At 69.7% G+C, this 26196-nt stretch carries 24 protein-coding genes; 6 read left to right on the forward strand and 18 right to left on the reverse strand.

Features of this window, described 5'->3' with window-relative positions; all coding sequences use genetic code 11:
- From Q7T09_RS12010 to Q7T09_RS12020, 3 genes are all read right to left on the reverse strand, one after another.
- Positions 1-1979: TonB-dependent siderophore receptor (locus Q7T09_RS12010; RefSeq protein ID WP_304699929.1), on the reverse strand; the 1979-nt coding region annotated here is incomplete at its 3' end.
- A 122-nt stretch (positions 1980-2101) separates the two neighbouring features.
- Positions 2102-2800 (reverse strand): SDR family NAD(P)-dependent oxidoreductase, encoded by a 699-nt coding sequence (locus Q7T09_RS12015; RefSeq protein WP_304699931.1) that lies wholly within the window; start codon positions 2798-2800, stop codon positions 2102-2104.
- Positions 2801-2872: 72 nt separating this feature from the next.
- Complete coding sequence (locus tag Q7T09_RS12020) at positions 2873-4045, reverse strand: acetyl-CoA C-acetyltransferase (protein WP_304699932.1); 1173 nt, start codon at positions 4043-4045, stop codon at positions 2873-2875.
- A gap of 151 nt (positions 4046-4196) precedes the next feature.
- Here Q7T09_RS12020 and Q7T09_RS12025 point away from each other — a divergent pair, with 151 nt between their 5' ends.
- Positions 4197-4901 (forward strand): FkbM family methyltransferase, encoded by a 705-nt coding sequence (locus tag Q7T09_RS12025; protein ID WP_304699934.1) that lies wholly within the window; start codon positions 4197-4199, stop codon positions 4899-4901.
- Between the two features lie 25 nt (positions 4902-4926).
- Here the strand turns inward: Q7T09_RS12025 and Q7T09_RS12030 are convergent, their stop codons facing one another.
- The 7 genes from Q7T09_RS12030 to Q7T09_RS12060 form a co-directional block, all read right to left on the reverse strand.
- Entirely contained in the window at positions 4927-5844 is a 918-nt protein-coding gene (locus tag Q7T09_RS12030; RefSeq protein ID WP_304699936.1) for a hypothetical protein, read from the reverse strand.
- Positions 5841-6776, reverse strand: coding sequence for a glycosyltransferase (locus Q7T09_RS12035; RefSeq protein ID WP_304699937.1), 936 nt, complete (start codon positions 6774-6776; stop codon positions 5841-5843). Before Q7T09_RS12035 ends, Q7T09_RS12030 begins: the two co-directional genes overlap by 4 nt.
- Positions 6777-6780: 4 nt before the next feature.
- The gene (locus Q7T09_RS12040; protein WP_304699938.1) at positions 6781-7923 is read right to left on the reverse strand and encodes a GNAT family N-acetyltransferase; all 1143 of its coding nucleotides are present in this window, start codon (positions 7921-7923) and stop codon (positions 6781-6783) included.
- Positions 7924-8100: 177 nt separating this feature from the next.
- Positions 8101-8595, reverse strand: coding sequence for a GAF domain-containing protein (locus Q7T09_RS12045; protein ID WP_304699939.1), 495 nt, complete (start codon positions 8593-8595; stop codon positions 8101-8103).
- A gap of 19 nt (positions 8596-8614) precedes the next feature.
- Positions 8615-9544 carry a response regulator gene (locus tag Q7T09_RS12050; protein ID WP_304699940.1) on the reverse strand — a complete coding sequence of 310 codons (930 nt, stop codon included), beginning with the start codon at positions 9542-9544 and terminating at the stop codon, positions 8615-8617.
- 74 nt (positions 9545-9618) lie between these two features.
- Entirely contained in the window at positions 9619-10356 is a 738-nt protein-coding gene (locus tag Q7T09_RS12055) for a hypothetical protein (protein WP_304699942.1), read from the reverse strand.
- A complete protein-coding gene (locus Q7T09_RS12060) occupies positions 10353-11261 on the reverse strand; it encodes an aminotransferase class IV (protein ID WP_304699943.1) in 909 nt (302 codons plus the stop codon). The genes Q7T09_RS12055 and Q7T09_RS12060 overlap by 4 nt, the downstream gene beginning before the upstream one ends.
- Positions 11262-11313: 52 nt before the next feature.
- Between Q7T09_RS12060 and Q7T09_RS12065 the strand changes: the two genes are divergently transcribed.
- From Q7T09_RS12065 to Q7T09_RS12075, 3 genes are all read left to right on the forward strand, one after another.
- Positions 11314-12516: a Xaa-Pro peptidase family protein gene (locus Q7T09_RS12065; protein WP_304699944.1), complete on the forward strand. Its 1203-nt coding sequence runs from the start codon at positions 11314-11316 to the stop codon at positions 12514-12516.
- Positions 12517-12651: 135 nt separating this feature from the next.
- A complete protein-coding gene (locus Q7T09_RS12070; protein ID WP_304699946.1) occupies positions 12652-13185 on the forward strand; it encodes a GNAT family N-acetyltransferase in 534 nt (177 codons plus the stop codon).
- Positions 13186-13368: 183 nt separating this feature from the next.
- Positions 13369-14061 (forward strand): TetR/AcrR family transcriptional regulator, encoded by a 693-nt coding sequence (locus Q7T09_RS12075; RefSeq protein WP_304699947.1) that lies wholly within the window; start codon positions 13369-13371, stop codon positions 14059-14061.
- Positions 14062-14161: 100 nt separating this feature from the next.
- Here the strand turns inward: Q7T09_RS12075 and Q7T09_RS12080 are convergent, their stop codons facing one another.
- The 3 genes from Q7T09_RS12080 to Q7T09_RS12090 form a co-directional block, all read right to left on the reverse strand.
- Entirely contained in the window at positions 14162-15106 is a 945-nt protein-coding gene (locus Q7T09_RS12080; RefSeq protein ID WP_304699948.1) for a retroviral-like aspartic protease family protein, read from the reverse strand.
- A 2-nt stretch (positions 15107-15108) separates the two neighbouring features.
- Positions 15109-16242 (reverse strand): zinc-binding dehydrogenase, encoded by a 1134-nt coding sequence (locus Q7T09_RS12085; RefSeq protein WP_304699950.1) that lies wholly within the window; start codon positions 16240-16242, stop codon positions 15109-15111.
- Positions 16243-16321: 79 nt separating this feature from the next.
- The gene (locus Q7T09_RS12090; protein WP_304699951.1) at positions 16322-17923 is read right to left on the reverse strand and encodes a GMC family oxidoreductase; all 1602 of its coding nucleotides are present in this window, start codon (positions 17921-17923) and stop codon (positions 16322-16324) included.
- Between the two features lie 172 nt (positions 17924-18095).
- Here Q7T09_RS12090 and Q7T09_RS12095 point away from each other — a divergent pair, with 172 nt between their 5' ends.
- On the forward strand, positions 18096-18797 hold the full coding sequence (locus Q7T09_RS12095; protein ID WP_304699953.1) for an alternative oxidase: 702 nt from the start codon (positions 18096-18098) through the stop codon (positions 18795-18797).
- 34 nt (positions 18798-18831) lie between these two features.
- Here the strand turns inward: Q7T09_RS12095 and Q7T09_RS12100 are convergent, their stop codons facing one another.
- The 5 genes from Q7T09_RS12100 to Q7T09_RS12120 all read right to left on the reverse strand — a co-directional run bounded on the left by Q7T09_RS12100 (position 18832) and on the right by Q7T09_RS12120 (position 25344).
- Positions 18832-19248, reverse strand: coding sequence for a group III truncated hemoglobin (locus tag Q7T09_RS12100; protein WP_304699956.1), 417 nt, complete (start codon positions 19246-19248; stop codon positions 18832-18834).
- Complete coding sequence (locus Q7T09_RS12105) at positions 19245-20252, reverse strand: zinc-dependent alcohol dehydrogenase family protein (protein WP_304699957.1); 1008 nt, start codon at positions 20250-20252, stop codon at positions 19245-19247. The genes Q7T09_RS12100 and Q7T09_RS12105 overlap by 4 nt, the downstream gene beginning before the upstream one ends.
- A gap of 9 nt (positions 20253-20261) precedes the next feature.
- On the reverse strand, positions 20262-22790 hold the full coding sequence (locus Q7T09_RS12110; protein WP_304699958.1) for a cation-translocating P-type ATPase: 2529 nt from the start codon (positions 22788-22790) through the stop codon (positions 20262-20264).
- A 3-nt stretch (positions 22791-22793) separates the two neighbouring features.
- Positions 22794-23951 carry a site-2 protease family protein gene (locus tag Q7T09_RS12115; protein ID WP_304699960.1) on the reverse strand — a complete coding sequence of 386 codons (1158 nt, stop codon included), beginning with the start codon at positions 23949-23951 and terminating at the stop codon, positions 22794-22796.
- Between the two features lie 82 nt (positions 23952-24033).
- A complete protein-coding gene (locus Q7T09_RS12120) occupies positions 24034-25344 on the reverse strand; it encodes an erythromycin esterase family protein (RefSeq protein WP_304699961.1) in 1311 nt (436 codons plus the stop codon).
- Between the two features lie 141 nt (positions 25345-25485).
- On the opposite strand from Q7T09_RS12120, the gene Q7T09_RS12125 reads away from it, so the two are divergent.
- Entirely contained in the window at positions 25486-26145 is a 660-nt protein-coding gene (locus Q7T09_RS12125; RefSeq protein WP_304699963.1) for a dienelactone hydrolase family protein, read from the forward strand.
- Positions 26146-26196: the final 51 nt, after the last annotated feature.

The following is a 26196-nucleotide window of genomic DNA, read 5'->3' on the forward strand; positions in this document are numbered from 1 at the left end:
CCGGCATAGACCTCGCGAGTCCGCTGGGCGCTGCGCTCGGTGAGGTTCATCAGCTCCACCCGCAGGCTGAGGTCGGGCCTGGGCTTGTACTCTCCGAACAGGGTCACATAGGTGTCGAGCTTGCGGGTCTCCACCTCCGACAGGCGATAGGCGCGGTCGCGCCAGCCATAGGCGTCGTTGGCGTTGGAGCCGCCCTTGTTGACGTCGATCCCCCAGTTGGACTTCAGCCGCGGCAGGTCCTGGCTGAAGTGCAGGTCCCACTCCACATGGCGCAGGCCGGAGATCTCGCGGGGCTTCAGGGTCAGGGGGTCGGTGACCTCCGAGCGCCGCCAGACCGCCTGGGCCTTGAGCTGGGCGGCGGGGACGCCGAACCGCTCCAGGGGCACGCTGAGGCTGGCCTGGAGCTCGTCCTTGGTCCCCTCGCCGATATTGCCAGGCGCGTCGGCGACGCTGCCCCCGGCCCCGAAGATCGGCGCCCGGTCGATGACGTCGGTGAGCGCGTAGTGGCGCAGGGTCAGGACGGCGGCCCCGCTCTTCCAGAACCGCTGCTCCACCGCCGCCTCGGTCACCCAGGCCTGTTGAGGCGAGAGGTCGGGATTGCCGGCGATCACCGTGCCGGTGTTGGCCACGGACGACGGGGCCACGAAGTCGTCGAAGTTGAGCTGGCCGACCTCACGCTCGAAGCGGAACCGCAGCTGGGTCGTGGGGCTGGCCGACCAGGTCACCGCCATGCGCGGTTTGGTGAAGGACAGCGACTTCTCCAGGATCACGTCGCCCTCCGAGGTGATGGTCGAGCCCTCCTGGCGCAGGCCCGCCTCCACCGAGAGCTGGACGGTGGGCCGCCAGGTGGCGGTGGCGAAGACCTCGCCGCGCTTCTCCGTCACCAGGACGCTGGCGGCGGGCAACCTGACCTTCACCCCGTTCTGGAAAAGCGTCGTGGTGTTGTCGAGCTTGTTGTAAGCCCCCTCCCCGCCGACCTCCCAGGCAAGGGTCGCGCTCTGCGAGAACCGCAGGTGGGCGCGGCCGACGCTCTCGGTGGTCTTGCGGTCGCCCTCGAACTTGCGCACCAGGTTGGCGCCCTCGAAGCGGGACTTGGTGTCGTTGTTGTTCCACTGCTGGAAGGCCACGGCCTCCAGGGCGACGCGGGGGGTCAGGGCGCGCGTATAGCGACCGCCCACCTCGGCCTGCAGCCGGTCCTGAGTGTCGTACTGGTACTCGCGGCCGCCTGGGAAACGCAGGCGATCGGTGATCTCGGCCGAATAGGGATTGAGCATATAGGCGGCGTTCAGGCGCAGCTTTCCGCCGGCCAGCGGGGTCTCGAAGGCGCCCGTGTTCCAGATTCGCAGGCCCTTCCCGTCAGCGTCGACGTCGGAGAGGATCAGGATCCCGCCATTCGGCGCGTAACGGATGCGGCGGCCGTCGCCCAGCTGGTCGTCCGGGCCGAAGCCGAGCACGAAGGAGGCCTCCGCGGCCCGCCCGCCCGCCCAGCGCCATTGTCCCTCGGTCCGCGCGCTGGTGAGGGTCCGGCCGTCATAGAGGAAATAGGCGCCCAGGGTCGTCGCGCCTCGGAAGCCCGCGGCGGACTTGCGAACCACATTGGCCATCACCGTGCGGCCCTGCATGTCGATGCCCGGCGCGCCGCCGCGGATCAGGTCGACGTGGGCCACGGCCGAGGCCGGAATGCGTTTTAGGATCTCATCGAGGGCGTCGTTCTTGGCCACCGCCGGCTCGCCGTCGATCAGGACGTTGCCGCCCGATCCCGCCAGGCCGCGAACCACCGTCCCCTTGTCGAAGGAAAAGCCCGGCACCCGGATGACCATGTCATAGGCCGTCGACGGCGAGGCCTCGGCGAAGAAGCTGGCGGGGTAGGCGAGGACACCCGTCTCGGCGCGAGCCTCCGTCGGTGGCGCAGGAGGCGCCGGGCCCGGCTCGCCCGCGGCCAGCACGGCCACCGCCGCGGCGATCATCAGCATACTCATCGCGCCGCCCCTCCCCAGGAACCGGACGGTTCTGGCTTACTTCGTAAGCCCTCGCCACCCGCCTTGAAGTCGATGGCGCGATTCGCCCGAACCTGCGGCTTTGACGTAACGCGCTCGGCGAGTCAGACGCGCCCGGTGACCGGAATGAGCGCCCCGGTCACGGCGCTGGCGGCGGCCGAGATCAGGAACAGGATCACCGCCGCCAACTCGTCGGGCGTCACCCAGCTGGCGAAGTCGGCCTTGGGCATGTCGGCCCGGTTGGTGGGCGTGTCGATGATCGAGGGCAGGACGGCGTTGACCGTCACCTGGCCCTTCAGTTCTTCGGCCAGGCTCTCGGTCAGGCGATGAACCCCGGCCTTGGAGGCGGCATAGGCGCCCATGCCCGCCCCGGCTTTCACCGCGCCATTGGCCCCGATATTGACGATGCGTCCGGCGGTGCTGGCCTTCAGGTGCGGGATGGCCGCGCGGGCCGTGTTGGCGGCGGTCTTGACGTTCATGGCGTAGAGTCTGTCCCAGACCGCGGGATCGCCGTCGGCCAGGGTCTGCCAGGCGAAGCCGCCGGCGACATTGATCAGGGCGTCCAGGCCGCCGAACCTGGCGGCGGCCGCGTCGATCGCGGTCCTGGCCGCCGCGGGATCGGTGAGGTCGACGCCGGAGAGTTCCAGGGCGTCCCGCCCGCAGGCTTCCACCAGACCCTCGGGCGCGCGCGGGGCATGGTCGATGAGGACGACCTTCGCCCCCTGCCGGGCCGCGGCCTTGGCCACCGCCGAGCCCAGAATTCCATGCGCGCCAGTGACGGCGACGATACGTGGCGTGCTCAAGTCAGTCCCCAATTCCACTTGGCTTCCTTCTCCCGCAGAGGACGAAGGAAGCCAAGCGAAGAGAGAGAGGGTCTAAAGGCGTTCGACGATGGTCACATTGGCCATGCCGCCGCCTTCGCACATGGTCTGCAGGCCGTACTTGCCGCCGGTCGATTCCAGGGCGTTCAGCAGGGTGGCCATCAGCTTGGTGCCGGAGGCGCCGAGCGGGTGGCCGAGCGCGATGGCGCCGCCGTTGACGTTGATCTTGTCGCGGGGAACACCCAGGGCCTTCATGTAGGCGACGGGCACGGAGGCGAAGGCCTCGTTGACCTCGAACAGGTCGATATCGTCGACCTTCATGCCGGCGCGCTTCAGGGCGCGTTCGGTGGCCGGCAACGGGGCTTCCAGCATGATCACCGGGTCATGACCCAGCAGGCTCATGTGATGGATGCGGGCCAGCGGCTTCACGCCCAGTTCCTTCAGGCCCTTTTCCGAGACGATCATCACGCCCGAGGCGCCGTCGCAGATCTGGCTGGAGGATGCCGCGGTGAGGCAGCCGTCCTCACGCAGCAGCTTCACGCCCTTGATGCCCTCGAGGCTGGCTTCGAAACGGATCCCCTCGTCAACGGTGTGAAGGGTCTTGTTGCCCTCGGCGTCGGTCACCTCGATGGCGATGATCTCGTTCTTGAAGGCGCCGGCCTGGGTGGCGGCGATGGCGCGCTGGTGAGACTGGAAGCTGAACTCGTCCAGCTGGTCCCGGTTCAGGCCGTACTTCGTCGCGACCATTTCGGCGCCGACGAACTGCGAGAACTGGATGTTGGGATACTGAGCCTGGATGCCCGGGCTCATATAGGTGCCAAAGCCATTCTGGGCCGGCAGGGCGGCCGAGAGACCCATGGGCACGCGGGTCATGCTCTCGACGCCGGCGGCGATAACGATGTCCATGGTGCCGCTCATCACGGCCTGGGCCGCGAACTGCAGGGCCTGCTGCGAGGAGCCGCACTGGCGGTCGACGCTGGTGCCGGGGACGCTCTCGGGGAGACGCGAGGCCAGGACGGCGTTGCGCCCGACATTGATCCCCTGCTCGCCCACCTGGCCGACGCAGCCCATGATCACGTCCTCCACCAGGGCCGGATCGGCCTTGGCGCGGTCGATGAGGTCATTGAGGACATTGGCGGCCAGATCAACCGGATGCCAGTCCTTCAGTTTGCCACCCTTGCGGCCACCGGCCGTGCGTGAGGCTGCGACGATATAGGCTTCGCCCATTGTTCCGCTCCCTTTGGAATTGCGCGTCTCGCGCGTCGGCAAGCACTCTAGGCGGGCGCCGTCACGGAAGCCAACGGGGACCCGCCGGGGTTAGATTACAGCGGCTCCGAATTGGGCCACAAGCACGGCCACGAGCCTGTGGAGTCGCCCGATGATCTTGAAGCGCCGCGTCGATTTCCTGGCCCACCTGCTGAAGGCGTCCCTGCGCCAGCATCACCGCGAACTGATCCCCGTCTTCCAGCCCCTGATCCCGGCGGACGGCGTGATCGTCGACGTCGGCGCCCATGCCGGCCAGTTCTCCAAGCTGTTCGCCAAGATGGCGCCCCGGGGCCGGGTCTACGCCTTCGAACCCTCGGCCTATGCTCGCTCCATCCTCACCCGCGCCCTGGCCTTCAACCGGCTGTCCCATGTGAAGGTGATCCCCATGGGCCTGTCCGACGCGCCGGCGGACCTGATCCTGCGCACGCCCATCAAGAGCCGGGGCGGCCTCGGCTTCGGCATCGCCCACTTCGGCGAAGACGGCCAGGACGCCCGTGACACCATGGACCAGGTGGTGCCGCTCACCACCCTGGACGCCTTCGCCCAGGCCGAGGGCCTGACACGCCTGGACTTCCTCAAGGCCGACGTCGAGGGCTGGGAGGTCAATGTCCTGAAGGGCGGCCTGAAGACCCTGGCCAAGCACAGGCCCGCCCTCTTCCTGGAGATCTCCGACGCCTCGCTGGCCCGCGCCGGCGCCCGCCCCACCGACATCTGGGACCTACTGCGCCCCCTGGGCTACCACGCGCTCAAGGCGCCAGACTTCGTCGCGGTCGACGGATATGCCGGGGTCGAGGACTACCTGTTCGTGGCGGACTGATAAAACCCGCCGGGGTGAGCGGTGTTTATACAGGCAGCAACGCCCCCAGCCGCTCGCCGTCCAGCTTGAAGCTGGTGGGCAGGATCCGCGGGTTGGGCTTTTGCAGCTTCAGCGCCTTGGCGCCGCGCGCCACCGCCAGCTTGCCGAGCGCGCCGGGGGTGAAGCCCTGCTGGATGCGCGGGCGACGCGCGCCCAGCCGCCGGCGCAGGACGCCGTTGGCGTAGATGACATTGGCCCGCATCAGGGCCTCGGGCGTCATGAATTCGATGGACAGCGAGACGTTCAGCATCGGGCCGTTCTCGATCCGGTGCGGGGCGTTCTGGGCCCAGGTGACCATCTTGCCGGGCGTCAGATCATGGACCTCCGCGCCCTTGTCCCATTCGGGATTGAAGGCGAACTGCTCGGCGGTCTCCCGCAGGACGATCTTCTCCAGGGCCTCGTCGCCCACATAGGGATCGGCCACCGGATAGACCCAGACTCGCTTCTGGCCCCGCAACTGCCACAGGGACACCAGGGGCACATCCAGATGGTAGAAGACCTGGGCGTTGGCCGAGGAGATCAGCATGCCAAGGTCGTGCTTGAAGGTCCGCAGACCCGGGACGTGGGCGCGTTTCTCAGCGAAGATTTCGTCCCCCAGCCTGGCGTATTCCGGCAGGTGCAGGTTGGTCTGCCGCAGGTTCAGCCAGATGCGCCCCGACTGGGCGGCCTCCAGCAGCCGCGAGCCCGACAGGTTCCCGGCCGTGCCGCGCCGCCAGGTGGTCCAGGCCACGGGATCCTCGCCCATGGTGAAGACCCCCATCTGGTCGCGCGGATAGCGGTCCAGCAGTTCCTCGAGACCTTCGTCCTTGAACATCGGCCGCTCGTGCAGGCCGTGCTCGAAGGTCAGGTTCGCCTTGGTGAAGGCGCAGCCCTTCTCGGGCGTCCAGTCGGTGATGATGCTCATGTCGGAGCCCTCAGGCCGTAGAAGTGAATCTTGAAGGGACCCCACCACAGGGTCTTGCCCAGGCCGCGGGCCGCGCGGTCCAGGGTGAAGGCGAATCGCGGACTGCGGACCAGCCACTGCACGGCCGCCAGCAGGCCGTAGACGCCGGCCTGGGCCACGCCGATCACCATCCAGCGCGCCACGCCCAGGCGGTCGGGCGGGCTGCTGATGGCGCAGTGGGCCGAGGGCCCCTGTCCGTAGGCGAAGGCGCGCGCGATCGTGTAGTCCAGGGTCAGGCGGCTGGGCACCGGGTCTTCCCAGACCCAGGCGTCGGGCGCCCAGGCGAACCGTGCGCCCTTGGCCTTCATGCCGCCAAACAGCAGATCGTCCTCGCCGCCGATATGGTTGCGGATGGCCGAGAACGGGGCCTTGGGATCGGGCAGGCTGGCGCGCTTCAGCAGGGAGCAGCCGCAGCCGTAATAGTGGTCGATCGGCCCCTCGGCCGGCCCGTCCCCGATCCGCGAGAAGAACCACTCAAGGTAGGCGCGATGCTTGCCGACGCCGGCGGGCGCGCGGCCGCGCACGGGACCGAAGACCACGTCGGCCTGATATTTCGCCTGGGCGGCCAGCAGGGCGGCCAGCCAGCCGGCCGGCGCCTCCTCGTCGTCGTCCAGGAAGGCGATGACGTCGCCGCGGGCCCGGGCCATGGCGGCGTTGCGGGCGTTGGCGACGCCCGGCTCGGGCTCGTGGACATAGACCACCGGGAACGGGGCCTCGGCGGCCAGGGTCGCGGCGAGCGTCTTGGCCGACGGAACCTGATCGTTGTCCACCACCACCAGTTCCAGGGTCGCGGGGTCGACCCCGGCCTGGGCGAAGGTCGAGCGCGCGGCCGTGGCCAGTCCGTCCAGGCGACGCTGGGTGGGAATGATCAGGCTGACACGCGGCGCGGGCATGGGATCAGGCGACTTCCATTTCGCCCGACGACCGGCGGGCGCGGCTGCCGAGGGCCTGGACCACGCCGCGCGCGCGGCCGGCGAAGGACAGCTCGGTGCTGGCGATGATATCCAGGCGGCGGCGGAGCTTGCCCACCGCGCCCTGGCCATGGGCGCCGGCCAGGCTCCAGGCCTGCTCCGACATCTGGGCCGCGCGGCCGCCGAGATTGGCCGCCGTGGCCACGCCCTCGCCGATGGTGCGAGTGGTCAGCGCATAGGGACGCTTATAGTGCTCGTGGCCGGGACCAAGGTCGTAGGTGGTCAGGCCCATCTCGGTCATCGCGGCGATCGCCCGGCCCAGGAAGACCTGGCCTGGGGACCAGGCGGCCAGCTCCGGATCGGTCGAGGCGATCCACGGATGGTAGACCCCGCCCTGGCGGATGCCGAAGTGGCCGGCCACCAGGCGGTCGCCGGCGTAGAGATTGACCATCAGGCCCTGGAAGCCGCCGTCCTGGCGCTCGAACAGCGCCTGCAGCAGATCCCGCGTCCAGTCGGGGCTGAGGAAGTCGTGGGCGCCGGTGCGGGCCAGCTGCTCGCGCTTCCAGCGCAGCAGCGTGTCGAAGGCGGCCTGATCACGGTCCGCCCCGGTGATCGACAGGGCGCCGACCTCGCGGTCAAGCTTGTGGTCCAGACGGCGATAGTTCTTGAACCGCTTGGGGCTGGCGGCGCGCAGGGCCTCCAGATAGGCCTCGCCGGTGGTCTCCAACTCAATGACGAAGCTCTCGCGCTCGGAAGCCACGAAGCCGGCGAAGGCGCGGTTCGGATCGGTCAGACCGGTGAAGCGGTAGACCGACAGTCCGGCCTGCGCCAAGGCCTCGTCGGCGTCCAGGCCCTGTTCGGAGACCAGGCCATGATAGTCCGACAGCGGCGCGCCGATGGGCCGCGCGAAGCTGCCGGGGCGGCGGTGATAGGCCAGGAAACCGGCGGTCCGGCCCGGCCAGCGCCAGACGGTGACCCGGGCGTCGGACCGCACCGCTCCCACCGCCAGGGCGAAGTCGGGGCCCATCAGCGGATTGGCGAATTCGGGACGGCCGGCGCACAGGGCGCGCCAGGTGGCGACATCGGCCTGCGGCAACTCGCTCGGATGGAAGGTCTCGGCGGTCAGCATGGTCTCAAGCCCTAGCTCATCCCGGTTAGGGAAAGGTGGACCTGCGCGCTGCAAACCACATGCCTTGAGACGTGTGCCGTTTCGCGTCAGGCGCGATCTGAACGGGGCGAGGAAAAGTGGAGGCCGGTTTTCCGCTCGCGTCCCGTTCCAAGCAAACAGCTAGATCCCGCCGGTGATCTAGCTGAATGCGGCCTTGAGGATGGTCTCAAGCCAGGCGGCGTCGACCTCGTCGAAGGCCGCAGGCTCGGTCGCGTCGACGTCGAAGACGGCGATCAGCTCGCCCTGCGCATCGAACACGGGGACCACCACCTCGCTGGCCGAGCGCCCGTCACAGGCGATGTGCCCTGGGAAGGCATGCACGTCCGGAACCAGCTGGGTCTGTCCCGTGGTCGCCGCGGCCCCGCAGACTCCGCGGCCATAGGCGATCCGCAGGCAACCGAGGCTGCCCTGGTAGGGACCCACCACCAGTTCACGGTCCTTGTCGGGATCGACGACGTAGAAGCCGGTCCAGAAATAGTGGTCGAAACTGGCGGCCAGCATGGCGGCGATGGTGGCCATCCGCGCGGTGCGATTGGGCTCACCCTCCAGCACCGCGGCGATCTCCTGCGCCACCGTCGCGTAGCGGGCGGCCTTGTGGTCGGGCAGGGTCAGATCGTTGAAGGCTTCGGCCATGGCGGCCTTATATAGCCAGCTAGCCGACCGCCACCAGCCGCCGCGCGCGCTTGCGGGCGACCACGGCTTCCAGGTTGCGGCCGATGCGGTCGGCCTCGGCGGGATCCATCTCGGTCTGGGACAACAGATTGCGGATGGCGTCGAAGTGGATCTCGATCACCGCCGGGTCGCAGGCGTCGGGCCCGCCCATGGCGTCCACATAGGTGATCATGGATTGGGAGGCCCGCTCCACGGTCTTGTCACGCACCTGGCGGGCGCGGAAGCTGGTGTGCTGCATCACCCGGTAGATCATCTGCAGGGTGGACCGGTCCACCCCGCCCCGAGCCGAGATCAGGCGACGCATGGCCTCCAGCTCGACGCTGATGGTCTCGCGCGCCACCTCGCGCTCCACCTCGTCGGCCACCTCGTCGGGATCGCAGGTGCGGCGCAGCGGGCCGGAATAGTTCAGCTCCACCTTCCGTCGGCGATCGGGGCCGACATAGGCCTCGCTGACGATGAAGGGCCGAGGCCGGCGCAGGACCAGCTGGATGCGCGACAGGATCGCTGCCGGGGTGAAGGGCTTGATCACGAACTCATTGACCCCGGCCAGGCGGGCGATCTGCACGTCGCGCTCGCTGCGCTGGCCGGTCACCATGATCACAGGGACTTCCGGGTCGGGCACCAGGGGGTCCGGGAAGATCGCGGCCCGGCGGATCGAGCGGACCAGTTCCAGCCCGTCCATCACCGGCATCTTGCAGTCGGTGAAGATCATGTGCGGACAACGATGGCGCAGCAGTTCACGCGCGCGCACGCCGTCCGTGGCGGTGAAGACCTCCCCCACCCCGCCGGCGCGCAGCACGTCGGTGATCAGGCGCAGGGTGTTGGAATGGTCGTCCACTACCATGATCTTGAGGCCCGACAGGTCGTCGGGCGTCAGGTTCGAACTTGGCAGCAGTCGTTGAGAGCTCATTTGCCCCGAAATCCCCACACCTTCGGCGAACATGATCGCCGAGCGTTGAGATCGGGTTTATGGCCAAGCCGCCTTCAGAAATTGAGGCGATGGGCCGCCAGCGCCTCGTAGTGGGGCCGGGCCTGGTCGGCGATGCGGCTCAGATCGTCGGTGAGACGCGACTCGCGCGCCGGGCCGGGCGGTTCGAACCCTGTGGAGCGCTCCACCGCGTCGTACCAGGCCGGCGCCCAGACCCCGTCGGTATCCCGAGGCCCCGCGGGCCAGGCCAGCATCTGGGCGCGGAACGGGATTCCCAGAGCCGCGCAGAGGGCCGACAGCCCCCGCTCCGGATCGGCCAGGACGTCGGCGCCCTCCACCACCGGCGGGGCGCGGCCCAGGCGGTCGGCCTCGCGGTCGAACAGCTCGCGCTGCCGCACCACCCCGATGTCGGCCAAGGTCACCTCGGCCCGCTTGGCCGCGTAGGAGGCCAGGACGGCGGCGGGATCGCGGATCAGGAAGGCGCTGACGCAGGCGGCCGTCCAGTCCAGGCCGAAACCGTCCACCATGTGGTGGGTCATGTGCTTCTGATAGAAGACCGCCGCGCCGCCCGGCGCCGGGCCCGACATCGCCGCGGCCACCGCGCTCCAGTCCTGGGCCTGCGAGGCCAGGACCTCGTCCCGCATCGGATGGTCAAGGCCGGTGGCGGCCAGATAGGCGGCGTAGAAGGGTTCATCGACCACGGCGGTGTCGGGTCGGTTTTCGAAGCTGCGCATCATGGCCGTGGAGATGTTGCGCGGCCCCGACCACATGGCGATGCGCACGGGCTCCGTCATGCCGCCTGCGCGTCCTTCAGCTCCTCATAGGCCGCCCGCAGCAACGTCGTCACCGGCCCCGGCAGGGCGGCCGGCAGGACATGGCCGTCGATCTCGCGGACCGGTGTCAGGCCGCCGAAGGTGCCGGTCACGAAGGCCTCGTCGGCGTCATGGACATCGTCCAGGACGAAGTCCCCGAGCGTGATGGGAACGCCCTTGGCGCGGCAGAGCGCGATGACATTGGCCCGGGTCACCCCGTTGAAACAGAAGTCGCCGGTGGAGGTCATCACCCGCCCGGCGCGGACGAAGAAGAAGTTGGTGGCGTTGCAGCTGGAGACGAAGCCCCCGGGGTCCAGCATCAGGGCCTCGTCGCAGCCGGCCTCGATGGCCTGCAGTAGGGCGGTGATCAGGTTGAGCCGCGAGTGGGAGTTCAGTCGCATGTCGAACATCTGCGCCGGAGTGCAGAGGATGCTGGAGGTGAACAGCGACAGGCCGCGGGTGACGATCTCCGGGCTCGGCGCCTTGTATTCCGAGGTGATGACGATGGTGGGCCTGCCCAGCCAGTTGCGCGGGTCCTGGTTGGCGGCGGCCTTCTCGCCCCGGGTGATCATCAGGCGCAGGTGCGCGCCGTCGGTCATGCCGTTGGCGTCCAGCAGCTTCCAGATCTCGGCGGTCAGTTCGTCTCGCGTCAGGCCAATGTCGAGGGCGATGGCCTTCAGCCCAGCGTAGAGCCGGTCCAGGTGAGCCTCGAGGAACAGCAGCACGCCCCTGTGCAGGCGCAGGCCCTCCCAGACCCCGTCCCCCAGCACGAAGCCCGCGTCGAACACTGAGACCTTGGCGTCCTCGCGCTTGACGAGCTCGCCGTTGAGATAGAGGCGCGCCGCCGCGTTGCGCGGATCGACGGCGAAATCCTGACTGCCTGCCATGACGTGCAGTTGTATGGAGGCAGAACGGCTGCGGCTAGACCAGGAGCATCAGATGACCCACGGGATCGGCGGATCGACGGCGGACGAACAGCTGGCCGACCTCAAGCCCTGGCCCAAGGCGCCGGCCATCGGGCCTGAGGAACGCGCCGCCCGCATGGCGCGGGCCCGGGAGCTGATGGACCAGATTGGGGCCGACGCCCTGATCATCGGCGCGGGTCCCTCCCTGCGCTACTTCACCGGCGTCGCCTGGAACGCCACCGAGCGCCTGGTGGCCATGGTCCTGCCGCGCCAGGGCGCGCCGAAGATGATCTGCCCGCGGTTCGAGCTCGGCTCCCTGCAGGCGGCCCTGCTGATCGAGGCGGACCTGCTGCTGTGGGAGGAGCACGAGAGCCCCTACGCCCTGACCGCCAAGGCCCTCGCCGATCTGGGGGCGACATCGCTGGCCATCGACCCCGCCCTGCCCTTCTTCGTCTTCAACGGTCTGAGGCTGGCCGCGCCGGACCTCGCCCTGCTGGACGGCGCCCCGGTGGTGGACGGATGCCGGATGATCAAGTCGCCGGCGGAGCTCGCCCTGATGTCCCAGGCCAAGGCCATGACCCTGGAGGTCCACCGCCGCGCCGCCCGCATCCTGGCGCCCGGGATCACGACAACCGAAGTCGGCCGCTTCATCGACCAGGCACACCGGGCGCTGGGCGCCGACGACGGCGCGTCCTTCTGCGCGGTGCAGTTCGGGGTGGCCAGCGCCTATCCCCATGGCCTGCCGGGCGAGCAGAGTTTAGCGCAGGATGAGCTCGTGCTCATCGACACCGGCTGCAGGGTCCAGGGCTACAACTCCGACATCACCCGCACCTATGTCTTCGGCCAACCCACCCAGGAGCAGGCCCGCGTCTGGGCGGTCGAGAAGCGCGCCCAGGCCGCCGCCTTCGCCGCCGTGAAGCCCGGCGTCCCCTGCGAGGAGATCGACGCCGTCGCCCGCCGCGTCCTGGCCGCAGAGGGCTTCAGCCCCGACTACGACCTGCCCGGCCTGCCCCACCGCACCGGCCACGGGATCGGGCTCTCGATCCACGAGGCGCCCTATCTGGTGCGCGGTGACAAGACCCCGCTGGCGCCGGGCATGTGCTTCTCCAACGAGCCGATGATCGTCATCCCCGAGACCTTCGGCGTCCGGCTGGAGGACCACTTCCACGTCACCCAGGACGGGGCGGCCTGGTTCACCCAGCCGCAGGACAGCCTGGACGCCCCCTTCGGCCGCTAGGCGGCGAAGGGCCGCTCCACGGCGGCGGCGGCGTCGCGCTCACTCTGAAAGCCGAGCCACTCACGAGTTCGCGACGAAGATGGATATCCAACTCGGACTTGCGACCGGGCCCGACCCATGACTTTAGGACTTTGCATGCCGCTCTATCCCGCCGTTCAGGACGATCTCATCGCCGTCGCCGGCCTGGTCAACTCCGCCTATCGCGGCGAGAGCTCGCGCCGGGGCTGGACGACGGAGGCCGATTATCTCGGCGGCCAGCGCACCGACCCCGAGACACTTCGCCGTGACCTGGCAGCCCAGGCCGACGCCGCCCTGCTGGTCTGGCGCGACGACCCCGACGGCCCCCTGCTGGGCGCGGTCTGGCTCGAGCCCGCCGAGCCCGGGGTCTGGTACTTGGGCATGCTGACCGTGCGTCCCGACCTGCAGGACCGTCGCCTGGGTCGCACCCTGCTGCACGCCGCCGAGGCCTTCGCCGAGCGCCGTGGCGCGCGCAGCATCCGCATGACCGTGGTCAGCATCCGCGACACCCTGGTCGCCTGGTACCGGCGGCGCGGCTACGACCCCACGGGCGAGACACGGCCCTTCCCCTATGACGACGAGCGGTTCGGAGAGCCCCTGCGGGACGACCTGGCGTTCATCGTGCTGGAGAAGGCCCTACCGGGCGGTTGAAACTTGTTTCGGCAGCGGATGCGGCTTCACCGGCAGATGGTCCAAGTCGAGAATCTCGTGGGTGAGATCGAGCCCCAGCGCACGCCTCGCCTGGGGGCAGGTGAGCGCGCGGGCTCCCCGGGAAAGCTCTCGGTTGCGTGATCCGACCGGCGCGATAAGTAAGCTGGATCAGAGGGATCCGAGATGGCGAGTGATTCGGCGAAACCTCGCGGCGAAGGCGCCAAGTCAGCCCCGGCGAAGACCGATGCTCGGGAGAAGACCCGCACCAACGACCCGGACCGCACACGGGCCAACATCATCGAGGTCGCTACCCACGAGTTCTCGGAAAAGGGTCTGAGCGGCGCGCGCATCGACGAGATCGCCGAGCGGACTCACACCTCCAAGCGGATGATCTACTACTACTTCGAGAGTAAGGAGGGCCTGTACCGCGCGGTCCTCGAGGACTGCTATCGCCGCATCCGCACTATCGAGAGCAGCCTGGATCTGAAGGCCAAGCCGCCGATGGAGGCGCTGGCCCAACGCGTGCGCTTCACCTTCGACTACCAGATCGCCAATCCGGACTTCATCCGCATGGTCATGGTGGAGAACATCCACCACGGCGAACACATCGCCCAGCTTCCCAACCTGCCGATCACCAATCTGGAGGCCATCGATTCCCTACGCGACATCGTCGCCCGCGGGGTGGCGGAGGGCACGATGCGCCCTGATATCGACCCGATCGACCTGCACATGTCGATCAGCGCCCTGTGTTCCTTCAATGTCGGCAACCGTCACACCTTCTCGACCATCTTCAAGGTCGACATGACCTCCCGGGCCGCCGCCGCCGCACGCCGCGAGTCTGTCACGGACATGATCCTCCGTTTCGTGGCGAAGTGAGCCGGACACCTGCGTCGAGCGCCGTTCCATCACGACCAGGTCCTGACCAAGGTCTTCGGCTTCATCGACGCCACCATCGGCAAGCCCGCGAAATAGCCGCTCAGCCGATCTCGAAGGTCACCGTCGAGCGGCCGAAGTCCAGGGACACCACCGTGAAGGCGGCCAGCAGGTCCATGCCCAGCACCAGGGCCGGCTTGTTGGCCAGGCCCCACAGTCCGAACACCGGCAGGTCGGCGAACACCACCGGGACATTGCCCAGTTGCACGCCCCCCAGCCGCAGGAACGGCAGGTAGAGCATGTCGCCGACGAAGGTCTCCCCGGTGACCGAGACCATGGTCACCTTCTCCAACTTCCCCTCCAGCCGCTTGTCCAGCATGGCCCTCAGGGTGGGATTGCCGATGGAGAGCTGGGCCCCCGAGTCGATCATGGCGCTGATCGGCTTCTGGCCGAGGTCGGCATCGACGATGGTCAGCTGGCCGATCCGCTTGCGGGCCACCACCACCACCCGGTCCGCGGTGGTGGTGTCGCGTCGCGAGGCGGTGATCGAGACCTGCTTGCGCTTCATGTCCAGGATCAGCCTCTGGCCCTTCAGCCAGTCCACCGCCAGCAGGCCGTCGATGTCGGTGCCCACGAAGGGCAGGACCGGGATCTTCACCCGGCGCTGGGCCCGGCTGCCCACCTGCAGGCGGTCCACCAGCACGCTGTTGCGCGACCGGCGGCCCATGATGGTGTTGACCACCACCGTGCCCCCGTCCGGCAAGGTCAGAACCTTGGCCAGCTCGGTGGAGATGCAGGAGCGGTTGGCGCCGGTGTCCACCATGAAGGCGAAGGGGCCTTGGCCGTTGATCGTCACCGGAACGGTGATCCGCGCGAAGGCGTCCTTGCCGCTGGCGACCTGGGTCGGCTCCACCGTGGCCTGATCGTCGTCGATGACCGGCGGCTCCGGCGGCGTCTGGGCGGAGGCAAGGCCGCCCGTCAGCAGCATGGCCCCCGCCCCGCCGATCACCGAGGCGGCGTCGCGTCGGGTCAGGCGGGGCGTCGCCAAGGCTAGAGGCCCTTGCTCGGGTTGATCAGGTACTTCTCACCGGTGGCGCGCCGGTTGTAGGCGGCGATGATCTCCGGGTTCAGGGCCTCGGCCAGCGAGATCTCGTGGGAGTAGTGGCTGGCGAAGGTAGTCTTCAGCTCGTCCAGGACCCGTTGGCGCAGCTTGGCGCCCGCCTCCGGCCCGATCTTCATCAGGAACGGGGTCAGTAGCCAGCCCCCCAGCCCCCAGGACATGCCAAAGGCGCGGCTGAGCTCGGTGGGGGCGGTGTTGAGCCCGCCATAGATGTAGACCTGCTTGTAGGTGGTTGAACCGTAACGGCTATAGGTCTTGGCGGTCATGTTGGCCGCCACCTCCATGCCGTTGAGGATCTGGCCGGCCAGCTTGCCGCCGCCGATGGCGTCGAAGGCCAGGGTCGCGCCGGTGGCCACCAAGGCCTTGACCAACTCCTCCTGGAAATCGGGCCGGCTGGAGTCGACGATGTGCTTGGCGCCGATGTCCTTGAGGATCTTCACCTGCTCGGGGCTGCGGACGATGTTCACCAGCTCCACCCCGTCCTTGAGGCAGACCTTGTTGAGCATCTGGCCGAGATTGGAGGCCGCCGCGGTGTGGACGAGCGCGGTGTGACCCTCCCGGCGCATGGTCTCCACCATGCCCAGCGCCGTCAGCGGATTGACGAAGCAGGAGGCTCCGTCGGCGGCGCTCGCGCCCGGCGGCAGGACCAGGACATCGGCGGCCTTCAACAGGCGGTACTGGGCGTACATGGCGCCGCCCAGCATGGCGACGGTCTTGCCCATCAGGTGCTGCGCATTGGCGCCAGCCTTGACCACCTCGCCCGCGCCCTCGTTGCCCACCGGCATGGATTCATCGGCCCGGGCGGCCATGGCGCGCATGATGGCCGGTGGGATGGGGGCGGTCACCACCGGGCGGTCCGCCGTGCCGGCGACCTTGGCCTGGGCGATGTCGGCGGGACCCAGCAGCAGGCCAAGGTCCGACGGGTTGATCGGCGAGGCCTGGACGCGGACCAGGATCTCGTCGGGGCCGGGATCGGGGATGGAGACGGTCGCCAGGGACAGCTCCAGTTCGCCGCTCGACTTCACCAGGGAGCGCAGCTCCAGGCCTTGAGTTTCGTTCGCCATCCGGCGTCTCCCTAATGCTTGCGTCTCGTTGGCGGCCAAAAGAGCGCGTCACGGCGCGCGCCGCAATGGCCGAGCTGGTTCAAGCGTCTTCGACCATCATCCGGGCGGCCTTCTCGGCGATCATCATGGTGGGCGAGTTCGTGTTGCCCGAAGTGATCGTGGGCATCACCGAGGCGTCGGCGACTCGCAGGCCAGCCACGCCATTCACCCGCAGCCGCGCATCCACCACCGCGGCGGGGTCGCTCGCCAAGCCCATCTTCGCTGTCCCCACCGGATGGAAGATGGTGGTGCCCAACGCGCGGGCGGCGGCCAGCAGGTCGGCGTCGGAGCTGGCTTCCGCCCCCGGCCGCCGCTCGACCGGCGAGAACCGCGCCAGCGGCGGCTGGGCCATGATCTGGCGCACCAGCTTCATGGCGTCGACGGCCACCCGCTCGTCCTGCGGCGTGGAGAGATAGTTGGGTTGGATCAGGGGCGCGGCGCGGGGATTGGCGCTGGCGGCGTGGATCGAGCCGCGGCTGGCGGGCCGCAGATTGCAGACGCTCACCGTGATCGCCGGCGCCACGTGCAGGGCCTCGCCGAACCGGTCGAGGGACAGGGGCTGGACGTGGAACTGCAGGTTCGGCGTCGCCTGTTCCGGCGAGGATTTGGCGAAGGCGCCCAGCTGGGAGGGGGCCATGGACATCGGGCCTTTGCGGAACAGGGCGTATTCCGCCGCCATCAGCGGCCTGCGCCACCAGGAGGCGTAGAGCTCGTTCATGGTCGGCACGCCGGTGACGCCGTAATAGGGTCGGATCTGCAAGTGGTCCTGCAGGTTCTCCCCCACGCCCGGCAGGTGCGCCTGGGTCTCGATCCCCAGCGACGATAGCCGCCCCCCGTCGCCGATCCCCGACAGCTCCAGCAGTTGCGGCGTGCCGACGGCTCCGGCCGCCAGCACCACCTCGCCGTCGGCGCGGGCCTCGAAGCTCTCCGCCCCTTGCGTCCAAGCGACGCCCATGGCGCGGCCGGCCTCCACCAGCACCCTTGTCACCTGTGCGCCGGTCACCAGCTTGACGTTGGGCCGGTTGAGGATCGGCTTGAGGAATCCGCTGGCCGCGCTCCACCGGCGGCCGGCCCGCTGGTTCACCTGGAAATAGCCGCAGCCGAAATTGTCGCCGGCGTTGAAGTCGCCCACCTGGGGGATCCCCGCCATCTCGGCGGCCTGGGCGAAGGCGTCAAGCACGGCCCAGCGCATGCGCGGATGCTCGACGCGCCATTCCCCGCCGCTGCGGTGATGGTCGCCGGAGGGGGCGATGTGGTCCTCCTGGGCCAGGAACAGCGGCAGGACGTCGTCCCAACCCCAGCCCGTCAGGCCCATCTGCCGCCAGCCGTCATAGTCGGCGGCCTGGCCGCGCATGTAGATCATCGCGTTGATGGCCGAGGAGCCGCCGATCACCTTGCCGCGCGGATAGGCCAGCTTGCGGCCGTCGAGGCCGGGGATGGCCTGGGTCTCGAACATCCAGTCGGCGCGGGGATTGCCGATGGAGAACAGGTAGCCCACCGGGATGTGGAACCAGATCCAGTCGTCCTTGCCCCCGGCCTCCAGCACCAGGACCCGGCGGCGCGGGTCGGCCGACAGCCGGTTGGCCAGGACGCAGCCGGCCGATCCGCCGCCGACGATGATGTAGTCGAAATGATCGGCCATGAGGTCTCCGCCCCGGCCCTCGCCGGGCTTCGCGGTCCCAGATATCCGCCCCCGCCCGTGGCTGGCTAGGCGAAACAGGCTTGGCCTAGGTAGCAACCCTTAGGGGAAGGCGCCGAATTTCGCGGGCGGTGGGACAGGCCTATCCAGGGGCCAGTTCGAAATGGAGTTTCCGATGTCCACCGCCAATGCGCCCCTGGTCGACCTCAGCGTCCACTACCAGCCGAGCGGCCTCTCCGACCGCTTCGCCCTGGGGGTCACCAAGTTCCTGCGCCTGTTCGCCGACACCTTCTTCGCCAAGCGCTACGGTCACCGGGCCGTGGTCCTGGAGACGGTCGCCGCCGTGCCGGGCATGGTGGGCGCCACTCTCAACCACCTGAAGTGCCTGCGCCGGATGGAGGACGACCGCGGCTGGATCCGCACCCTGATGGACGAGGCCGAGAACGAGCGCATGCACCTGATGACCTTCATCGAGGTCTGCAAGCCCACCACCTTCGAGCGGTTCATGGTCATCGCCGCCCAGTGGGTCTTCTACCTGTTCTTCTTCGGCCTCTACATCGTCGCCCCGAAGACCGCGCACCGGCTGGTGGGCTATTTCGAGGAGGAGGCGGTGATCAGCTACACCCACTACCTCGCCGAGATCGACGAGGGCCGCTCGCCCAACGTCCCGGCCCCGGCCATCGCCATCCGCTACTGGGACCTGCCGGCCGACGCCACCCTGCGCGACGTGGTCCTGGTGGTCCGCGCCGACGAGGCCCATCACCGAGACGTCAATCACGGCTTCGCCAACGACCTCGTGGGTCTGCCGCTCGGCGCGGTGGCCCCCTGCCCGGCCCATGTGGAGCTGACCCCCAACTGGCGCAAGACCGCCGCCTGAAGCCATCCCGTCTCCGGCGCAGGGCCTGACGCGATCAGGCCCTGCGTTGGGATTCCACGCCCATCAGCAGGCTCTGGGCGATGATCTCGGACTTGGCGCGAAACAGGGCGGCGGCCTGTGGCGGACAGGTCTCCTCGGCCGTCTGCTGGAAGAGGTGGAGCCAGCGGGCGAAGTGACCGCGGCGAATGTCCGGCAGCGCCATGTGGGCCGACATCGGCGTCCCCTTGAACCGCCCGGTCATCAGCATCACCGACGACCAGAAGTCGCACAGCCGCGCCAGGTGCTCGTCCCAGCGATCGCCGATGGCGGCGTCGAAGATCGGCCCCAGCACGGAATCGCGGCGGACCTTGGCGTAGAAGGCGTGGACCAGGCGATGGATCATCGCCTCGTCGATTCCCACCGGCGTCCCAGGCGCCAGGCGCTCGCGGCGCGCCCTGTCTTCCGGAGTCATGAGCCTTCCTCCCGCGGAACCAGGACGGCGGCGCCCGTGAAGGCGCCGGTCCTCAAATCCTCCAGGGCCTGGTTGGCCTGATCGAGCCCATAGGTGGTCACGTGAGGCCGCACGCCGGCGCGCACCGCCCAGGGCAGGTAGTCCAGCCCGTCCTGGCGGGTGAGGTTGGCCACCGAGACCACCTGCCGCTCCTCCCACAGCAGGGCGTAAGGGAAGCTCGGAATGTCGCTCATATGGATGCCGCCGCAGACCACGATCCCGCCCTTGCGCACGGCGGCCAGCGCTGCCGGCACCAGGGCGCCGATGGGGGCGAAGATGATGGCGGCGTCGAGGGGTTCGGGCGGCGGCGCCTCGGAGCCGCCCGCCCAGACACAGCCGACGTCCCGCGCCAGGGCCTGGGCCGCGGCATCGCCGGTCCGGGTGAAGGCGTAGACCGACTGCCCCTCGAACACCGCCAACTGCGCCAGCAGGTGCGCCGCCGCGCCAAAGCCGTAGAGTCCGAGGGTCTTCACCGGCCGGGGCCGGCAGGCCATCCGCCAAGCCCGGAAGCCGATCAGTCCGGCGCAGAGCAGCGGCGCGGCCTCGGTGTCCGACAGGCCCTCGGGCATGGGGAAGCAGAAATCGGCGCGCGCGATCATGGTGTCGGCATAGCCGCCGTCGCGGGTCCAGCCGTTGAAGCCCGGCGCGTCGCAGAGGTTTTCCTGGCCCTCGCGGCAGTAGCGGCAGGCGCCGCAGGTCTCCGCCAGCCAGGCCGCCCCCATCCTCTGGCCCACCGCCACGCCCTCGACCCCTGGGCCGAGGGCGTCGACGACGCCCACCACCTCATGGCCTGGGATGATCGGCGTCCGTCGCCGCGGCAGCTCGCCGTCCACCACATGCAGGTCGGTGCGGCACACCCCGCAGGCCTTCACCCGCAGGCGAATCTCGCCCGGCCCCGGCTCGGGATCGGGCCGCGTCTCCGGCGCCAGGACGGCGCGATCGGCGGCAAGCGACATGGCGAACATCGGATCCTCCTAGGTCGGACCCTGGGCCGAACGGCCCCCCGGCGCCAGCCGCCGCAGGAGCCGCGTCAGGCCGAACCATCCGCCCGCGACCAGGCCCGCCAGGACGGCGACGGTGAGCACGCCTGGCGAGGGCGTCGAGATCTGGAAGATCGACTCCAACATCGGCACGAACAGCACCAGCCCCAGCACGGCCACCGCCGTGGCGGTGATCGCCCAGAACGCCACCCGGTGCCGGTCGAACAACCGCACCCCCGCCGAGGCCGAGTCCGACAGGGCCAGGACCAGGTTGGCCAGGATCAGGGCCGCGAAGGCCGCCGCGCGAGCCTGCGGCTCGGTCGCCGCCTGCAGGGCCCAGGCATAGACCCCCAGCACGGCGGCCAGCACGATCAACCCCTGCAGCACCGCCAGCCCGATCTCACGCGGGCCGAACAGGGTCTCCGACGCCTTGCGCGGCCGCCGCCGCATCGCGCCGGATTCGCTGGGCTCGGCCTCGAAGACCATGGAGCAGACCGGATCGACCACCAGCTCCAGCAGCACCACGTGCATGGGGAACAGCATGGGCGGCAGCCCCATCAGGATAGGCAGCAGGGCCAGGCCCGCGATCGGCACATGGATGGCGGTGACATAGGTCAGCGCCTTGCGCAGGTTGGCGAAGATCCGCCGGCCCAGCCGCACCCCGCCGATGATCGAGGCGAAGCTGTCGTCCAGCAGCACCAGGTCGGCGGCCTCCCGGGCCACGTCGGTCCCGCGCCGGCCCATGGCGATCCCGATGTGGGCGGTCTCCAGGGCCGGGGCGTCGTTCACCCCGTCGCCGGTCATGGCGACGATCTCGCCGTCGGCCTTGAAGGCCTCCACCAGCTGCAGCTTCTGTTCGGGCGCGATGCGGGCGAAGACCCGGACGTCGCGGATCCGCCGCGCCAGGTCGGTAGGGTTCAGGGCCGCGATCTCCGCGCCGGTCACCACGCCGGCCCGGGTGTCGATTCCAGCCTGGCGGGCGATCTCCAGGGCCGTGGCCGGATGGTCGCCGGTGATCATGGCCACCGAGATGCCGGCGCCCCTCGCCTCCGCGAGCGCCGCGGGAACGTCGGCGCGCAGGGGATCCTGGAAGCCCAGCAGACCCTCGAAGACCCAGGCGGCCGCCTCGGGCGTCTCCGGGAAATCGCCCTCGCAGCGGCAGGAGGCGGCGGCCAGGACGCGAAGGCCCTCGGCGGCGAGGTCGTCCAGCACCTTGTGCAGGGCCGCGCCTTGGGCCGCCGGCAGCCGGCAGAGCTTGAAGATCGCCTCGGGGGCGCCCTTGGCCGCCGCCACCTGGCCGCCATCGCCCGACCAGACCTGGATGACCGCCAGCCGCTCCGGACGCAGGGGCCAGGTTCGCACGGGCTCCTGGTGAGGCGCGGCGATCGCGGGTGAGTGCAGCTCCAGGATGGCCCGGTCCATGGGATCGGCCGACCGGGGGGCCGAGGCGAGGGCCGCGGCCTCCAGCAGGGCGGCTGTCGCCGGGACCGATCCGCGGCCCACCTTGTGTTCCGCCCCATCGACCCAGAGCCGGGCCAGCCGCATGCGGTTCTCGGTCAGGGTGCCGGTCTTGTCGACGCAGAGCAGGGTCGCCCCGCCCAGGGCCTCGATGACGGCCGCGCGCCGCACCAGCACATTGTGCCGCGCCAGCCGCCAGGCCCCCATGGCCAGGAACACCGCCAGCACCATCGGGAATTCTTCCGGGATCAGGGCGATCGAGACGGTGATCCCCGCCAGGGCGCCCTCCACCCAGTCGCCGCGGATCAGCCCGTAGACCACCACCAGCACGGCGCAGAAGGCGAGCGCCACCAGGCCCAACAGGCCCACCAGCCGGCCCGCAGTGCGCTGCAGGGGTGTCGGCTCGTCGGTGATGCCGGCCAGCGACGCCCCGATGCGGCCAAGCGCGGTCTGGGCGCCGGTGCGCGCCACCTCCGCCGCGCCGTGGCCCCGAACGATCAGGGTCCCGGCGAAGAGGAAGACCCCGCCCTCGCCCCCCGGCGCCGGATAGGGCTCGGCGGCCGTGGCGGCGACGTCCGGCGACTTGGCCACCGGGACGGACTCCCCGGTCAGGGTGGACTCATCGACGCTCAGGATGTCGCCCCGCAGCAGCAGGGCGTCGGCCGCCAGCCGATCCCCCTCCCCCACCAGAACCAGGTCGCCGGGAACCAGGTCGCGGGCCGGGATCTTGCGCTCGATCCCACCGCGAATGACCCGCGCCTCGGGTTCGGCCAGCTCCCGTAGCGTCGCCAGGGCCCGCTCGCTGCGGGCCTCCTGGAAGATGACCAGGCCGATGGCGATGCAGGCGCCGCCGGTGAGGAACAGCCCCTCCCCCAGATCCCCCAGCACCAGGTAGAGAACCGAGGCGCCCAGCAGCAGCAGGAACATCGGCTCGCGCAGGGCGCCCAGCAGGATGGTGAGGAGTCCGCGGCCCTTGGCCCGATAGAGCTCGTTGGGCCCGAATTGGAGCAGCCGACGGGCGGCCTCGGCCTCGTCCAGGCCCGATCGTCGCCCATCCCCCGACATGAACTAGCTTTCGCTCCGCCGGCCCGCGCCGCGTTCGAACTGCGCGGCCAATTCCAGCCGTTCCAGCAGGTCGCGCAGGGTGATGACTCCCACCACCCGGTCGTGATCGAGCACCAGCAGCCGGCTGCGGCTTTCCAGGGTCATGCGGTCCAGCACGGCGTGGGCGTCGTCGATGGACCGGGCGGTGGAGACGCAGTCCAGCGGCGTGCAGACCTCCGACAGGGTCGCCTTCGACCAGCGATCGCGCGGCGTCTTCAAGATGTTCTCCGCCTCCACCACGCCGATCGTCGCCCCGCCCTTCGCGACCGGATACATTCCGTGCTGTCCGGCATAGAGGCGCCGCGCCACATAGTCGTCCACCGTCATGTCGCCCGAGAGGATTTCCAGGGTGTCGTCCATCAGGTCGCCCACCGGATAGCCCTTCAGGAGCCGCCGGGCGTGCAGGTCGAAGGCCGAGGCCTTAGCCGCCGTCCGCAGGAACATGCCGATCAGGGCCCACCAGATGCCGCCGGCCACCTGGCCGGTCAGGGCCAGGCCGACCCCGGCCAGGATCAGCAGCAGGGCCATGCCCTCCCCCACCCGGGCCGCGATCCGCGTCGCCCGGTCGGCGTCCCGCATGGCCATCCAAAGCAGGGCGCGCAATACCCGGCCCCCGTCCATGGGGAAGGCGGGGACCAGGTTGAACACCGCCAGGACCAGGTTGAGGGTGGCCAGATAGCTGAGCGACCCCACGATCTCGGGCCCGGTGTCCTTGGCGGCCGTCGCCAGGGCGCCGAACACCAGGGCCAGGACCAGGCTGAGCGCCGGGCCCGCCAGCGCCATCAGCAGCTCGGCCCGCGGCGCGGTCGGCTCCTGGCGCAGCTCCGCGACCCCGCCGAACATGAAGAGCGTGATGCGGTCCACCGAGAGCCCGAAGGCCCGTCCCACCAGACTGTGGGCCATTTCGTGCAGGACCAGCGACACCGCCAGGCCGACCACCACCACCACCGCCATGGTCCAGTAGGAGGCGGTGGGCAGACCCTCATAGATCTGCGGGAAGGATCCGGCCGCCAGGGACCAGGCCAGCAGCAAGGCGATGATCAGCCAGCTCGGCTGCACCCGGATCTGGATTCCGAGCAGCCGCGGACCACCGTTGCGGCGCGCGATCTCAGCCTCGGCCATCGAAGGTCTCCCCATTTGCATGGGGCATCCTGGGCCGTCCGCACGCCCCCGTCCTTGACAGGGCTCAAGGGACGCAAGGCGTTCAGAGGCCGAAGGGATAGATGTCCGGCGCCCCTTCCGGCGGCGCGCCGGGCAGCGGGGTCACCGCCTCGGTCTCCTCGAACCAGACGAAGGCGTCGAACTGCCGAGAGAGCTGGGCCTCGAAATAGTGGCTGCGCCGTTCGGTCTCCGGCCGGTAGATCACGCCGATCGCGCGTTCCAGGCGGGTCAGGCTCAGGGCCGCCGCCAGCTCTGGATCCGACCGCCAGTCGGTCAGAGAGCGCCGCAGCCCGGCGCGCAGGAACAGCTGCTCCCAACTGTCGCGCCGTGAGGGCAGGACCTCCTTGACCCGCGGCGCCCCGCCCCAGTCGTCGGCGGCCACGACGCGGCCGCGATCGGTCCCGAAGCCGATGGAGACGCAGCCGGCGCCGAAGGCCTCGCGGCAGAGCTGGCCGATATTGTATTCTCCGCCCGCGCCCATGGCCGTCGCCGAGGCGTTTCCGATGTGAGAATTGTGGGCCCAGACGATGGCCCGCGCGTCGGATCCCCGCGCCTGCAGCAGCCGCGAGAGGGTGTCGAACATGTGGCTGTCGCGCAGGTTCCAGCTCTCCACCGAGCCGCGATACATGGCCCGATAATAGGCCTCGGCCGCCTTCACCACCCGGGCGTTCTGCTCGACGTCGAGATAGTCGCCGCCGTCGAACCCGGCATAGATCTTCCGGCGCTCGATCAGGGCGACGAGCTGGGACACTACCTCGTCCTCGCAGTCGGCCGTACCGAACCGCGCCGCCGCGCCATAGCGCTGCGGCTCATCGAGATAGGGGGTCAGGCAGCCGTAGCGCCGGCGCGCCACCTCGGCCGCGGCCGGGTCCACGCGATCCAGATAGGCCAGGACCTCGGCGCGGGATTCCGTCAGGCTGTAGACGTCCAGCCCCCGCAGCTCGGCCCGATCCTCGGCGTCTCGTTCCAGGTTCCAGGCCCGCAGGTCGCGGACGAAGGCGGCGAACTCGACGTTGCGCCACATCCAGCGCGGGAAGTTAGGGAAGCTCCCCTTCTGGCCCCAGACGCCGCGGTTGCGGGCGAACCGGTCGAGCTCGGCGACATCGGGCCAGTCGGCCTCCACCGCCACGATCCGGAAGCCGTGCCGCTCGATGAGCCGCCGGGTGATCGCCGCCCGCGCCCGGTAGAAGTCGCAGGTGCCGTGCGTCCCCTCCCCCAGCAACACCACCTTGGCGTCGCCAAAGCGGTCGAAGGCGGCGGCGAAGGCCGCGTCGTCGATGTCGGGCAAGGGGTCGGAGCGCTGGCGCAGGAGCGCCACGAGGTCATCGACGTGGGAGTCGGCGGATATGGTCATCGGCATGGCTCCAGATCGAGCGCCGCTTCCATGTCAGCGTAGTCTGCGCAATCCACCTTGACCCTGGTCAAGGCCCGCCGGCCGCTGGCGACTAACGTCTCAGGCGCCGCCGCGTCGGCGGCGAACCTTGCGAGGTCGACCATGGCCGCGATCCGAGCTTCCGTCCCGGTCCTGATCCCACCCCTGCGGCTGGCCGGCGACTTGCGCGCGCCGGACGACGCGAAGGGCTTGGTCATCTTCGCCCATGGCAGCGGCTCCAGCCGTTTCAGCCCCCGCAACCAGGAGGTCGCCCGGGCGCTCAACGAGGCGGGCTTGGCGACCCTGCTTCTGGATCTGCTGACCGAGGACGAGGCGCGCAACCGCGCCAATGTCTTCGACATCGACCTGCTGGCCGAACGTCTGACCCAGGCCATCGACTGGGCCCGCTCCGAACCCGCCCTGGCGGCCCTACCCATCGGCCTGTTCGGCGCCAGCACGGGAGCGGCCGCGGCCCTCACGGCCGCCGCGTCCAGGCCCCAGGCCGTGGCCGCCGTCGTCTCCCGCGGCGGTCGTCCGGACCTCGCCGACGCCGCGCTCGATCAGGTGACCGCACCGACCCTGCTGATCGTGGGCGGGCGCGACGAGCCGGTGATCGCCTGGAACCAGGCCGCACAGCGGCGCCTTGGCGGGCCGTCGAGGCTGGAGATCGTACCAGGCGCGACCCACCTGTTCGAGGAGCCTGGAACGCTGGAAGAGGTGATCGAACTGGCCCTCGACTGGTTCTCCGAGCGCCTGGGCGCGGAGGTCTGGGCCGAACCCTAGAGCCTAGCAGGCTGACCTGAACACCGGTTCAGGCGGCCGCCACGCTCCAAA

It is taken from the genome of Phenylobacterium sp. (genome assembly GCF_030645195.1).
In the GTDB taxonomy this organism is placed as follows: Bacteria; Pseudomonadota; Alphaproteobacteria; order Caulobacterales; family Caulobacteraceae; genus Phenylobacterium.